An 11677-nucleotide genomic window follows, 5' to 3' on the forward strand; every position below is an offset into this window, starting at 1 on the left:
ACGGATGACATCCCATGCTCGTGTTGATCCTCGCCTATCTCGGCGGCGTCCTGACCATCCTCAGCCCCTGCATCCTGCCGGTGCTGCCGTTCGTGTTCGCCCGATCGGACAAGCCGTTCATGCGCAACGGCTTCCCGATGCTGTTGGGCATGGCGATCACCTTCGCCGGCGTGGCCACGCTGGCGGCGCTCGGCGGCGGCTGGGCGGTGCACGCGAACCAGTACGGCCGGATCATCGCGCTGGTGGTGCTGGCCTTCCTGGGCCTGACCCTGCTGTCCACCCACCTGGCCGAATGGATCACCCGCCCGTTCGTGGCGCTGGGCAATCGCCTGTCGCAACGTTCCGCCACCGACGGCGATTCGATCTGGGGCTCCGCCGGCCTGGGCGTGGCCACCGGCCTGCTGTGGGCGCCGTGCGCGGGGCCGATCCTCGGCCTGCTGCTGACCGGCGCGGCGCTGAATGGCGCCAGCGTGCAGACTACCCTGCTGTTGCTCACCTACGCTGCTGGCGCGGCGACCTCGCTGGGCCTGGCGCTGCTGATCGGCGGCAAGGTGTTCGCCCTGATGAAGCGCTCGCTGGGCGCCGGCGAATGGGTGCGCCGGGCGCTGGGCGCGCTGGTGCTGTGCGGCGTGGCCGCCATCGCGCTGGGTCTGGACACCGGCCTGCTCACCCGGGTGTCGCTGGCCAGCACCGGCGGCATCGAACAGAAACTGATCAACGCCGTGCGCCCCGCGCCTGCTCCCCAGCCGGCGCTGAAGGCCGGTGAACCGCTGCCGGTGGAAGGCACGATGCCGTCGCTGGCCGGCGCCACGCAGTGGCTCAACAGCGCGCCGCTGAGCACCGAATCGCTGCGCGGCAAGGTGGTGCTGGTCGATTTCTGGACCTACTCCTGCATCAACTGCATCCGCTCGCTGCCCTACGTGCGTGGCTGGGCCGACAAGTACAAGGACCACGGCCTGGTGGTGATCGGAGTGCACGCGCCGGAGTTCGCCTTCGAGAAGGACCCGGCCAACGTGGCCAAGGCGGTGAAGGACCTGGGCGTCGACTACCCGGTCGCGCTGGACAACGACTACGCGATCTGGAAAGGCTTCAACAACGAGTACTGGCCCGCGCATTACTTCATCGACACGCAGGGGCAGATTCGCCATCACCACTTCGGCGAAGGCGAGTACCGGCAAAGCGAGGACGTGATCCGCCAGTTGCTCACCGAAGCGGGCCAGAAGAACCTGCCAGGCGGCTACGTCAGCGACGATCATCGCGGTGTCGAGGCGGCCGCTTCGGACGATCCCACCCGTTCGCCGGAAACCTATGTCGGCTACGCCCGCGCCCGCAACTTCGTCGGCGGCCGGGTGGCGCACGACGACGCGCATGACTATCACGCACCGAGCGCGCTGGCGGCCAACCAGTGGTCGCTCGACGGCCGCTGGACGGTACGCGACGAGAATGCCCGGCTGGAGCAGGCCGGCGGCGCCATCGTCTACCGCTTCCGCGGTCGCGACCTGCACCTGGTGCTCGGCCCGGCGGCGGACGGCAAGCCGATCCGCTTCCGCGTCACCATCGACGGCAAGCCGCCCGGCGCCGACCACGGCATGGATACCGATGCCGACGGCAACGGCACGATCGACAGCCAGCGTCTCTATCAGCTGGTGCGCCAAGCCAACGGCAGTGGCGAGCGGCTGTTCGAAATCACCTTCCTCGACCCGGGCGTGCAGGCTTTCGCCTTCACCTTCGGCTGATTCCCCACCCACCGTTCCGGAGGTTGCCATGTCACGACTTGAACAAACCCTCGCGATGGATCGCCGCCGCTTCCTGCGCGCCGCGCTCGGCGGTGGTGCCGTGCTGCTGGCCGGTGGCGGCCTGCTCGCCTCGCGCGTGCGCGCCGCGGCCAGCACGCCGGTCGGCCAGCCCGGCAAGGTGCTGGTGGAAATCTTCGACGACCACGGCCGCGATCTGGGCCCCCGCGAAATACCGCGACTGGTGCTGACCGACGCCCAGTGGCAGCAGCGCCTGCCGCCGGCGTCCTACGACATCATGCGGCGCGACGGCACCGAACGCGCGTTCAGCGGCGAGCACGAGCGCCCCGCCGTGGCCGGCCTGTTCCGCTGCAGGGCGTGCGACACCGCGTTGTACGACGCCGCCACCGAATTCGATTCGGGCACCGGCTGGCCCAGCTTCTGGCAGCCGATCGCCGCGCGCAACGTGATCGAGCAGAGCGACCACCTGTTCGGCATGACCCGCACCGCGATCAGCTGCAAGGGCTGCGACAGCCACCTCGGCCATGTCTTCGACGATGGTCCCGCACCCACCGGCCTGCGCTACTGCATGAACTCGGTGGCGTTGCGTTTCGTTGCGCGCACGGCAAGTTGAGTCAAGCGCGATGTACCGCAGATAACCTGCCGGCGTTTCACCGACGATGCCGTCACGTGGCCTGCGCATACTGCAGGCGACATCCGCCTGCGGGAGATCGCCATGAAACGCCTGGCCCGATTTGCGCTTGCATCATTGTCGCTGGCGTCGTTGTCGCTGGCCGTACCGGCGCTGGCACACGCCGAGGATGGCTACGTCACCGGCAACGTCAATCTTCGCGCCGGCCCCGATTCGGGCTATCCGCTGATCGACGTGATTCCCGCGGGCACCGAGGTGAACGTGCAAGGCTGCACCGAAGGCTGGGAATGGTGCGACGTGATCGTCTACGGCAACCGCGGCTGGGTGGCCGGCAACTACGTCGAATACGAATATCGGGACGGGCCCGTGCTGCTGCCCGCGTACGGAGCCCGGATCGGCATTCCGATCATCACCTTCGTGATCGGCACCTACTGGGACAACCACTACCGCAGCCGCCCGTTCTATCGCGAGCGCGATCGCTGGTATCACCGTCCCATCGTGCATCGACCGCCGCCGCCACCGATGCGCCACCCTTACAGACCGCCGGTGCATGGTGCGCCCGGCTACGGACGTCCGCCGCTCCACCGGCCGGCGGCGCCGCGGCCGGTGCTGCCTCGTCCTGGCCAGTCTCCGCACCCAAGCGGCGACCATCGGCCTGCGCACGACAACGCACCTCGGCCGACCCGGCCGCCCGTCTCGCGGCCGCCGCAGCATGCGACGCCACGACCGACGCCGTCCGGTCGACCGGTGCAGTCCAGCCGTCCCGCACCGCAGAATCGAGCGCCGACGCAGCACCCCACGCAAGCAGCCGGCCATGCTCCACCGGCGCGATCGGATCACGGCAAGCCGAAGCAGAAACAGTCCGACCACCGCAAGGACGAACACCAAGGCCACTGAATCGTCGTGCGTGAACGCGAGTCACCCATGGACATGGGCGGAGGCCTGCAATCTTCCGCCCGTTTCCCCTCGAGCTTTCCCGTGCCGCGCGATCGCATCCCTGCCACGTCCGTCTGCAGACGAGTTCGGACTGCATGCGTCACCGGCTGTCACGCACTCCATGGCCACCAACCGCGACCATGGAGTGCGTAACGATCCGCCGCGCGCTCGAACGGATTGCGCACGCTGATCCCACCGCACACCAGGTAAGCCGGCAGGAACAGCGGCCCCAGAAGCATGTACTGATAGACGTGCGCGCGTTCGTGGTCGGCCAGCGAGATCGCCGGCTCCACGCAGCGGCCGGCGCGATGGGCATAGGTGGCGCACGCCACATCCAGTTGCGGCCCGGTGTGCACGATCACATTGCCCAGCGTCAGCGCGCCGCCCGCGCCCCACGGCCAGCTTCGCACCACCACCGCCCGCTCCCGCCGCTGCCAGCGCATCCGCGCGCCGAACGGGAGCGCGATGCAGCCGAGCAACAGTCCCGCCGCGCTGTTGGGCAAAGTCCACAGCATGCCCAGCGCAAGCAGTCCGATGCGCAGCAGCGACGTTCCAGGCTTGTGGACTCGACTTGGATTCACGCTGGCCAGCCGCCATCTGATCGGCATGGGCGCACGGCGCCTGCCGGAGATCGGAGTTTGCCATGAGTACACCGCTTGCCATTCCCTGCCCGCACTGCAGCGCCCTCAACCGCGTGCCGGCCGACCGCGTGGCCGAGCACCCGAACTGCGGCCGCTGCAAGCAGGCGCTGTTCGAGGGACATCCGGCGGAACTGACCGCGGCGAACTTCGACGCGATCGCCGGCCGCGGCGACCTGCCGGTGCTGGTGGATTTCTGGGCGCCGTGGTGCGGGCCGTGCGTCGGCTTCGCGCCGGTATTCGTGCAGGCCGCCGGCAAGTTCGAGCCGCGCCTGCGGCTGGCCAAGCTGGATACGGAAGCGCAACCGCAGATCGCGGCGCGCTTCAACATCCGCAGCATTCCCACCCTGATCATGTTCAGGCAGGGCCGCGAGATCGCGCGGCAATCCGGCGCACTGAATGCGGCGCAGTTGCAGCAATTCGTCGAGGGTGCGCTGGCGCGCGGCTGATCAGCGCGCCACGGTGCCCGCGGCCTGCCAGCGCAGCCAGTCGATCACCGCGGCCACCGCCGCGCGTGGTTTCGCCGGCGGTCGCACGATCCAGTACGAAGTTCCCAACGGCACGCCGAGTTCGCCGAACGGACGCAACAGGCTGCCATTCGTGACGTCGTCCGCGGCCAGCCGATGGCGCGCCAACGCCACGCCCTGCCCCTGCATCGCCGCCCGCAACACCAGGTCGGACGAGGTGTAGCGCGCACCGCCCTGCAGCGCGAGCTTCGCCGGTCCGTGCACGCTGCGCCACGCTTCCCATGACGCCTGCGGGTCGCGGTCGTGCAGCAGGCGCAGGCCAGCCAGTTGCGCCGGCTCCGATGGGCGTCCGGACGTCTGCCACAGCGTGGGGCTCATCACCGGATACAGCGCATCGTCCATCAGCGCTTCGGCATGCAAGCCCGGCCACGGCCCGGTGCCCATGCGGATCGCCAGGTCGATGCGGCCATCGTCCAGCGCGTCCAGCCGCTGCTCGACCTGCACCGACAGCTCGATCTTCGGGTGCGCCTTTTCCAGCGCGGGCAGGCGCGGCAGCAACCAGCGGATCGCGAACGAGGGCGAGGTGGACAGCGTCACCGCGTGCGCCGGCCGGGTCTCGCGCAACGCGGCCACCGCCTGCTCGATGCCGCGCAGGCCGGCCAGCGTGGCACGCCCCAGCGCCTCGCCCTGCGGCGTGAACACCAGCGCGCCGCGACCGGCCGAGGCGCGCAGCAAGGGCACGCCCAGCCAGCGATCCAGTTCGGTCAGGTGCCGGCTCACCGAGGAGTGCGCCAGGCCCAGCTCGCGCGCGGCGGCGCGCACGCCGCCGTGGGCGTAGACCATGGCGAATGCGCGCAGGGCATTCAGCGGCAACTCGTTCATGGTCGCAATTCTAGACCATAGATTGGACAGCATCGACCACTGGCATGGCCGAGCATGCATGGCATTCGACCATTGCGGAGCACGACCCATGGAGCAACTGCTCGCCGCCGCCGGCCTGCTGTGCGTGGCCGCGATCACGCCCGGCCCGAACAACCTGGTGATCCTGCGCGCAGCCGGAACCGCCGGCATGCGCCGCACGCTGCCGATGATCGCCGGCATCGTGCTCGGCGGCCTGTTGTTGCTGGCGGTGACGGCACTGGGCGCTGCGGCGGCCTTTGCGGCACTCCCGTCGCTGCGACGCTGGATCGCCCTGGCCGGGGCGCTGTATCTGGCCTGGCTCGGTGCTTCGCTGTGCATCGCCGGGATGTCGCCACCAGGCGACACGACGACTTCGTCGCCATTGCCTGCCGGCGCGCTGGGACTGGTCGGCTTCCAGTTCCTCAACCCGAAAAGCTGGCTGCTGGTGCTGACCGTGCTGGCCGCGATGCCGGCCACCGACGCGCACGATTATCTGCTGCTGGTGGCGATGTTCGTGCTGATCCCCACGCTCTGCCTGTGGCTGTGGGCCGCGCTCGGCGCCTCGCTGGCGCGCTGGCTGGCCCGGCCCATCGCGCGACGCGGCGTGGACATCGTCAGCGGCGCCTTGCTGGTCGCCTGCGCCGTGCTGTTGCTGATCAAACCCTGACCTGACCGGAGACTTGCGATGACCTTTCACCCCGCTCCCGCCCGCCGCGTGCTTTGCCTCGCCGGCAGCCTGCGCCGCCAGTCCTGGAACCGTCGCCTGTTGCACGCCGCCGCACTGCAGGGGCCAGCGAGCCTGCAGCTGGACGTCCATGACGCGCTGGCTGCCGTGCCCCTGTTCGACGAGGACCTGGAGTCGCACGATCCGGCCGGTCCGGCCGGCGTGCAGGCGTTGCGTGCCGCGGTGGCCGCCGCGGACGGCCTGGTCATCGCCACGCCCGAGTACAACCAGGCGATCCCTGGCGTGCTGAAGAACGTGCTGGACTGGCTGTCGCGCGAGAGTCCCATCGGCGAGGTGCTCGCCGGCAAGCCGGTCGCCGTGCTCGGCGCCAGCAGCGGCCCGTGGGGCACCCGGCTGGCACAGGCCTCGCTGCGCCAGGTGCTGCACACCTGCGGCGCGCTGGTGATGCCGGCGCCGAGCCTGTTCGTGGCCCGCGCCGCCGAGCGCTTCGATGCCCAGGGCTGGCTCACCGACACCGCCACGCTGCAATCGCTGCAGTCCTTCCTGCTGGGCTTCGACTCATGGATGGAACGCGTGGCGCCGCCGGCTACGCTGGAGCAGCCGCGAGCCATGCCGGGCTGAGCCATGGCTGCGCCCACCCATGCCTTTCAGCACACTCGGCGCACCCGCCGCGCGTTTAGGCTTCGGTCTTTACGCCCGAGGAGAGGCCTGTGCGCAAGTCCCTGCCGTTCGCCCTGATGGTCGCCCTGCTGTTGCCTGGATTCACCACCCCGGCCGCCGCGGCCGACAGCGACAAGCCGGTGGCGAGCGCCCAGGCAGCGGGCAAGGATGGCTTCCAGCTGCCGCCGTTCCCCGCCGACGCGCACGTGACGCAAACCGCCACGGTCGACGGCCGCACGCTCAAGTACACGGTCACCGTCGGCTCGCTGCCGGTGCGCGACGAGAAGGGCAAGACCACCGGCGAGGTGGTGTTCACCGCCTACACCATGGCCGGCAACGACCGGCCGGTGACGTTTGCGCTGAACGGCGGCCCGGGTGCCTCGTCGGTCTACCTCAACCTGGGCGCGATCGGCCCGAAGAAGGTGGACTTCGGCGTCGAGGGCGATTCGCCGTCCGAGCGCCCCACCATGCACGACAACCCCGGCACCTGGCTGGGCTTCACCGACCTGGTCTTCATCGACCCGATCGGCACCGGCTACAGCCGCGCGCTGGTCGATGACAAGGAGGCGACGAAGCAGTTCTACAGCACCGACGTCGACATCAAGTACCTGTCGCGGATCATGTACGACTGGCTGGTGAAGAACGGCCGCATGGATGCGCGCAAGTACTACGTGGGCGAAAGCTACGGCGGTTTCCGCGGCCCGCGCATCACCGAATACATGCAGACCCAGCTGGGCGTGGCGATGAGCGGCGTGACGCTGATCTCGCCGTATCTCGACCCCGGCGCATGGAGCGACGACACCGTCTCGCCGCTGCCGTGGATGACTACCCTACCGTCGATCGCGGCGGCACACCTGGAGCGCGAAGGCAAGCTCAGCGCCGAGACGATGGCGCCGGTCATCGCCTATACGCGCGGCGAGTACGCCACCACCCTGATGAAGGGACGTTCCGACCCGGCCGCCACCGAAGCGATGATCCGCAAGGTCACCGACCTGACCGGGCTGGACCCGCTGTTCGTCAAGCGCTCCGGTGGCCGCCTCGAAACCCAGGCCTACCTGCGCGAGGTGTATCGCGCCGAGGGCAAGCTGGGCAGCCGCTACGATTCCAACGTCACCGCGTGGGACCCGTTCCCGTACGCGCCGCGCCAGCAGACCGGCGACCCGATCCTCAACGGGATCATCGCGCCGACCACCACGGCGATGGTCCACTTCGTCACGCAGACCGTGGGCTGGAAGGTCGACGGCCGCTACAACGCGCTCAGCTACGAAGTGAACCGCCTGTGGCACGAGGACGACGACGCACAGGAAGGCTCGGTGAAGGAACTGCGCCAGGCCGTGGCCAACGACCCCGGCCTGCGCGTGCTGATCGCCCACGGCTGGGACGACCTGTCCTGCCCGTTCATGGTCTCGGTACTGGCCGTCGACCAGATGCCGGCGATGGGCGACCCGTCGCGCGTGCAGGTCAAGGAATACCCGGGCGGCCACATGTTCTACGCCCGGCCCGACAGCCAGGCCGCGCTGACCGCCGACGTGAAGCAGCTCTACGGCGCGAAGTGATCCCTGGGGCCTTGGGGGGCCGGCTTCGCGCCGGCCCGTCGCCGCTCAGCGCGCCACGGCGCTGGCGCGCACCAGGTATTGCACGCTGAACATCCGCTGCGGGTCCAGCCAGGTGCGCATCACCGCCAGCCCGGCCTTTTCGGCCAGGGCGGCGAAGTCTTCCAGCGAATACTTGCAGCTGTATTCGACCTGGATCACTTCTTCGGCGCGGAAACCCACCTTGCTGCTGCCGATCTTCACCTGCTGCTCGCGGCTGCTGACGATATGCGTCTCGATGCGGCCGGCCATCGGGTTGTAGCGCGCGTGGTGACGAAAGCCTGAAAGATCGAAATCGCTGCCGATCTCGCGGTTCAGCCGCGCCAGCATGTTCAGCGTGAACTCGGCGGTGACGCCAGCGCGATCGTTGTAGGCCGCTTCCATCTGCGCAACGTCCTTCTTCAGGTCCACGCCGATCAGGATGCCGCCCGCGTCGCCCATCTCGTTGCGCATCTTGCGCAACAGGTCCACCGCGTCGCGCGCCTCGAAATTGCCGATGGTGGAACCGGGGAAATACAGCACCGTCCGGCGCGGTGCGCGCGGCGGGATCGGCAGGCGCAAGGGCTTGCTGAAATCCGCGCACAACGGCTGCAGCGGCAGCTGCGGGAACTCCAGGGCGAGCCTGCGCACGCTCTCGTTCAACGGCGCCGGCGAGATCTCGACGGGCACGTACGACACCGGGTCGTGCATCTCGCGCAACAGCATGCGGGTCTTCAAGCCGCTGCCGCTGCCGTATTCGACCAGCCGCACCTCGCTGCCCAGGCTGTCGGCGATGCTGGCGGCGTGTTCGTCCATCAGGGCGACTTCGCAGCGGGTCAGGTAATATTCGGGCTGCTCGCAGATCTGCTCGAACAGGGCCGAGCCACGCTCGTCGTAGAACAGCCACGAAGGCAGGCGCTTGAGTTTCAGGCCCAGGCCGTGCCGGGCGATCGCCAGAAGGTCGTTCAGTGGCGGGCGGCGATCGTCGTCGCCGGTGCTGCAGGGTTGTACGCTGCTCATCGATCCTGTCCCAGTCGCAGCCCGGCAAACTGCCAGCGGGCGTGTGGTGGAAAAAAATTGCGGTAGGTGGCGCGCAGATGGTCGCGTGGCGTGGCGCACGAACCGCCCCGCAGCACCCACTGCCCGCACATGAACTTGCCGTTGTATTCGCCCAGTGAACCGGGCAGCGGGCGAAAGCCCGGGTAACTGATATAGGGCGAGGCGGTCCACTCCCACACGTCGCCAAACATCTGCAGCAGACCCTCGCCAGCCACGGCTGGCTGCGGCTGGCAGCGCCCCTGGTCCTGCAGGTTGCCGTGCACCGGCAGGCCCTGCGCGGCCGACTCCCATTCCGCTTCCGTGGGCAGTCGTGCGCCGGCCCAGCGCGCGAACGCCTCGGCCTCGAAATAGCTCAGGTGGCAGACCGGCTCCTGCGGATCGATCGCGCGCACGCCGGCCAGGGTGAACTCGCTGGCCAAGTCGTCCTGCCAGTAGATCGGATGCTGCCAGCCCTCGCGCTGCACCGTGGCCCAGCCTTCGGACAGCCACAGGCCGGGCTCGCGATAACCGCCTTCGCGCACGAACGCCAGGTACTCGGCATTGGTCACCAGCCGGTTGGCCAGCGCATGCGGCTGCAGCAGGGTCCGGTGGCGCGGGGTTTCGTTGTCGAAGGCGAAACCCTCGCCGCGATGGCCGATCTCGACGATGCCCTCGCCGCCATCGATGTAGCGCAGCGGCACGGCCTTCGCGCCAGCCTCGGCGAGGATCGGCGCGCGATATGCGGGCTGCAGCGGATTGCACCAGAACGCGTGCTTGATGTCGGTCAGCAGGAGTTCCTGGTGCTGCTGCTCGTGATGCAGGCCCAGCTCGACCAGCGAGGACAGTTCGGCGTCGTCCTCGCGGGCCAGCAGGTCGGCCACCATGTCGTCGATGCGCTTGCGGTAGTCGCGCACCTCGTCCAGCGAGGGGCGCGACAGCAGCCCGCGCTGCGGTCGCGCATGCATCGGCCCGACCGACTGGTAGTAGGAATTGAACAGGTAATGCCACGCCGGATCACGGGGCCGATAAGCCGGATCGCGCCCCAGCACGAACTGTTCGAAAAACCAGGTCGTGTGGGCCAGGTGCCATTTGCCGGGGCTGGCATCGGGCATCGATTGCAGCTGCAGGTCTTCGGCGCTGAGGTTGGCGCAGAGTTCCAGGCTGCGCCCGCGCACCTTGCCGAAGCGGCTGCCGATGTCTTCCGCCGCCAGCGTTCGCGAGGCCATCAGCCAGCCCTCCGGAACGACGTCCCGGTGCCAGCGGGGAAAGGGGAGTCGGTGATGTAGTCTCGGGTCACATGCATATTCCCCAGCATGGCGGATCAACCGTTCACTTCTTGTGACAAGAGTATCGCGGATACTCCGTCTGCTCTCCCCATGCCGGCACATCGCGGCATGCAGCTGCCGTGGCTGGATCACGGTTCGCACCATCCCGAGAAAGCGAGGCACGTCCGATGAAACTGATCCTTCCCCTGATGATGCTTGCCCTCGCCACCGGCGCGGGTACCGCGCAGGCGGCCGACAAGGCGGCCCACCCGCCCCTGCCCGCCGGCGAGTGCATCGACACGACCCAGATCAACGAATGGCACATCGTGGATGCACGCACCGCAATCGTGCGCACGGGCCCGAAGCGCTACCTGGTCGAATTGCGCCATGACTGCCCACGACTGGGCATGGTGCCAGCGGGACTGATGTTCCGCCCCAACCGCTCCAATGCCATCAACAATCGGGGGCGCATCTGCGGCGAGACGGGCGAGACCGTGCGCTCGCGCCAGCAGCCGCCGTGCGCGATCGATTCGGTCAGCCGGATCGACAAGCAGCGCTTCGACGAGCTCAGCGCCAAGGCGAAGCGTCACGGCAGTGGCGCGGAACAGCCCACGACCCTGCCCGCCCACTGACTGAAGCATCCCGCAAAAAGACAGGGGCCCAGATGACCGGGCCCCTGTTCAAGCGCTTTCAGCGATGAGTGCGATCAATCGTCACCGTAGCCATCGTCGCGGATGTAGCGCGTCTGGTACGGGTCGTCGTAGACCACGGTGCGCGTCTCCACCACGCGACGGGTGACCACCGGCTCCTCACGGTAGATCACGGTACGCGGCTCGCGATAGACCGGCGCGTCGTAATACACCGGCGCCGGGCGCAAGGCGTTGTCAACCAGGCCGATCACGGCGCCCGTGACGATCGCGCCGGCGATCCAGCGACCGCCGCCCCAGTGACCACCGCCGTGACGGTAATAACCACCGTGATAGCCGCCATGGTAGCCACCGTGATAACCGCCGCCATGGTAGCCATGTCCGCGCGCCGACGCGCTCAGCGGCATCGCCACCGCCGCTGCAACTGCCAGGCCGATGGCCGCCAGCTTGCCTGCACCACTGAAACGTCGAGTCATGAGTGTTCT

The 11677-nt window shown here is 68.7% G+C and carries 13 protein-coding genes; 8 read left to right on the forward strand and 5 right to left on the reverse strand.

Going from position 1 to position 11677, the window contains the following annotated elements; genetic code table 11:
* The first annotated feature begins 14 nt into the window (after positions 1-14).
* The 3 genes from ASD55_RS15530 to ASD55_RS15540 all read left to right on the forward strand — a co-directional run bounded on the left by ASD55_RS15530 (position 15) and on the right by ASD55_RS15540 (position 3282).
* Positions 15-1736: a cytochrome c biogenesis protein DipZ gene (locus tag ASD55_RS15530; RefSeq protein WP_056717720.1), complete on the forward strand. Its 1722-nt coding sequence runs from the start codon at positions 15-17 to the stop codon at positions 1734-1736.
* Positions 1737-1764: 28 nt separating this feature from the next.
* Positions 1765-2367 carry a peptide-methionine (R)-S-oxide reductase MsrB gene (msrB, locus tag ASD55_RS15535; protein WP_056717721.1) on the forward strand — a complete coding sequence of 201 codons (603 nt, stop codon included), beginning with the start codon at positions 1765-1767 and terminating at the stop codon, positions 2365-2367.
* 102 nt (positions 2368-2469) lie between these two features.
* Entirely contained in the window at positions 2470-3282 is an 813-nt protein-coding gene (locus ASD55_RS15540) for an SH3 domain-containing protein (RefSeq protein WP_056717722.1), read from the forward strand.
* 149 nt (positions 3283-3431) lie between these two features.
* Here ASD55_RS15540 and ASD55_RS15545 read toward each other — a convergent pair whose 3' ends face one another.
* Positions 3432-3836, reverse strand: coding sequence for a hypothetical protein (locus tag ASD55_RS15545; RefSeq protein ID WP_056717799.1), 405 nt, complete (start codon positions 3834-3836; stop codon positions 3432-3434).
* Between the two features lie 128 nt (positions 3837-3964).
* On the opposite strand from ASD55_RS15545, the gene trxC reads away from it, so the two are divergent.
* Entirely contained in the window at positions 3965-4408 is a 444-nt protein-coding gene (trxC, locus tag ASD55_RS15550; RefSeq protein ID WP_056717723.1) for a thioredoxin TrxC, read from the forward strand.
* On the opposite strand, the gene ASD55_RS15555 is transcribed toward trxC, so the two are convergent.
* Positions 4409-5308, reverse strand: coding sequence for a LysR substrate-binding domain-containing protein (locus ASD55_RS15555; RefSeq protein WP_056717724.1), 900 nt, complete (start codon positions 5306-5308; stop codon positions 4409-4411).
* An 88-nt stretch (positions 5309-5396) separates the two neighbouring features.
* Here ASD55_RS15555 and ASD55_RS15560 point away from each other — a divergent pair, with 88 nt between their 5' ends.
* The 3 genes from ASD55_RS15560 (at position 5397) to ASD55_RS15570 (ending at position 8227) form a co-directional block, all read left to right on the forward strand.
* Positions 5397-5993, forward strand: a complete 597-nt coding sequence (locus ASD55_RS15560) for a LysE family transporter (RefSeq protein ID WP_056717725.1) — start codon at positions 5397-5399, stop codon at positions 5991-5993.
* Positions 5994-6011: 18 nt separating this feature from the next.
* Positions 6012-6632: an NADPH-dependent FMN reductase gene (locus ASD55_RS15565; protein WP_056767549.1), complete on the forward strand. Its 621-nt coding sequence runs from the start codon at positions 6012-6014 to the stop codon at positions 6630-6632.
* 89 nt (positions 6633-6721) lie between these two features.
* The gene (locus tag ASD55_RS15570; protein WP_056767552.1) at positions 6722-8227 is read left to right on the forward strand and encodes a peptidase S10; all 1506 of its coding nucleotides are present in this window, start codon (positions 6722-6724) and stop codon (positions 8225-8227) included.
* A gap of 45 nt (positions 8228-8272) precedes the next feature.
* Here the strand turns inward: ASD55_RS15570 and egtD are convergent, their stop codons facing one another.
* Positions 8273-9262 (reverse strand): L-histidine N(alpha)-methyltransferase, encoded by a 990-nt coding sequence (gene egtD, locus ASD55_RS15575; protein ID WP_056767554.1) that lies wholly within the window; start codon positions 9260-9262, stop codon positions 8273-8275.
* Positions 9259-10506, reverse strand: a complete 1248-nt coding sequence (gene egtB, locus ASD55_RS15580) for an ergothioneine biosynthesis protein EgtB (RefSeq protein WP_056767556.1) — start codon at positions 10504-10506, stop codon at positions 9259-9261. The genes egtD and egtB overlap by 4 nt, the downstream gene beginning before the upstream one ends.
* 227 nt (positions 10507-10733) lie before the next feature.
* Between egtB and ASD55_RS15585 the strand changes: the two genes are divergently transcribed.
* Positions 10734-11177 (forward strand): DUF6491 family protein, encoded by a 444-nt coding sequence (locus tag ASD55_RS15585; RefSeq protein ID WP_056767559.1) that lies wholly within the window; start codon positions 10734-10736, stop codon positions 11175-11177.
* A 74-nt stretch (positions 11178-11251) separates the two neighbouring features.
* Here the strand turns inward: ASD55_RS15585 and ASD55_RS15590 are convergent, their stop codons facing one another.
* The gene (locus ASD55_RS15590) at positions 11252-11668 is read right to left on the reverse strand and encodes a hypothetical protein (RefSeq protein ID WP_056767561.1); all 417 of its coding nucleotides are present in this window, start codon (positions 11666-11668) and stop codon (positions 11252-11254) included.
* Positions 11669-11677 lie beyond the last annotated feature (9 nt).

It is taken from the genome of Rhodanobacter sp. Root561 (assembly GCF_001427365.1).
In the GTDB taxonomy this organism is placed as follows: domain Bacteria; phylum Pseudomonadota; class Gammaproteobacteria; order Xanthomonadales; family Rhodanobacteraceae; genus Rhodanobacter.

Coding starts and splice junctions, on each gene's coding strand:
- ASD55_RS15560 (WP_056717725.1), top strand. CDS start 5,397: ATGGAGCAACTGCTCGCCGCCGCCGGCCTGCTGTGCGTGGCCGCGATC.
- egtD (WP_056767554.1), bottom strand. CDS start 9,262: ATGAGCAGCGTACAACCCTGCAGCACCGGCGACGACGATCGCCGCCCG.
- trxC (WP_056717723.1), top strand. CDS start 3,965: ATGAGTACACCGCTTGCCATTCCCTGCCCGCACTGCAGCGCCCTCAAC.
- ASD55_RS15590 (WP_056767561.1), bottom strand. CDS start 11,668: ATGACTCGACGTTTCAGTGGTGCAGGCAAGCTGGCGGCCATCGGCCTG.
- ASD55_RS15585 (WP_056767559.1), top strand. CDS start 10,734: ATGAAACTGATCCTTCCCCTGATGATGCTTGCCCTCGCCACCGGCGCG.
- msrB (WP_056717721.1), top strand. CDS start 1,765: ATGTCACGACTTGAACAAACCCTCGCGATGGATCGCCGCCGCTTCCTG.
- ASD55_RS15545 (WP_056717799.1), bottom strand. CDS start 3,836: ATGCTGTGGACTTTGCCCAACAGCGCGGCGGGACTGTTGCTCGGCTGC.
- ASD55_RS15555 (WP_056717724.1), bottom strand. CDS start 5,308: ATGAACGAGTTGCCGCTGAATGCCCTGCGCGCATTCGCCATGGTCTAC.
- ASD55_RS15565 (WP_056767549.1), top strand. CDS start 6,012: ATGACCTTTCACCCCGCTCCCGCCCGCCGCGTGCTTTGCCTCGCCGGC.
- ASD55_RS15540 (WP_056717722.1), top strand. CDS start 2,470: ATGAAACGCCTGGCCCGATTTGCGCTTGCATCATTGTCGCTGGCGTCG.
- ASD55_RS15530 (WP_056717720.1), top strand. CDS start 15: ATGCTCGTGTTGATCCTCGCCTATCTCGGCGGCGTCCTGACCATCCTC.
- egtB (WP_056767556.1), bottom strand. CDS start 10,506: ATGGCCTCGCGAACGCTGGCGGCGGAAGACATCGGCAGCCGCTTCGGC.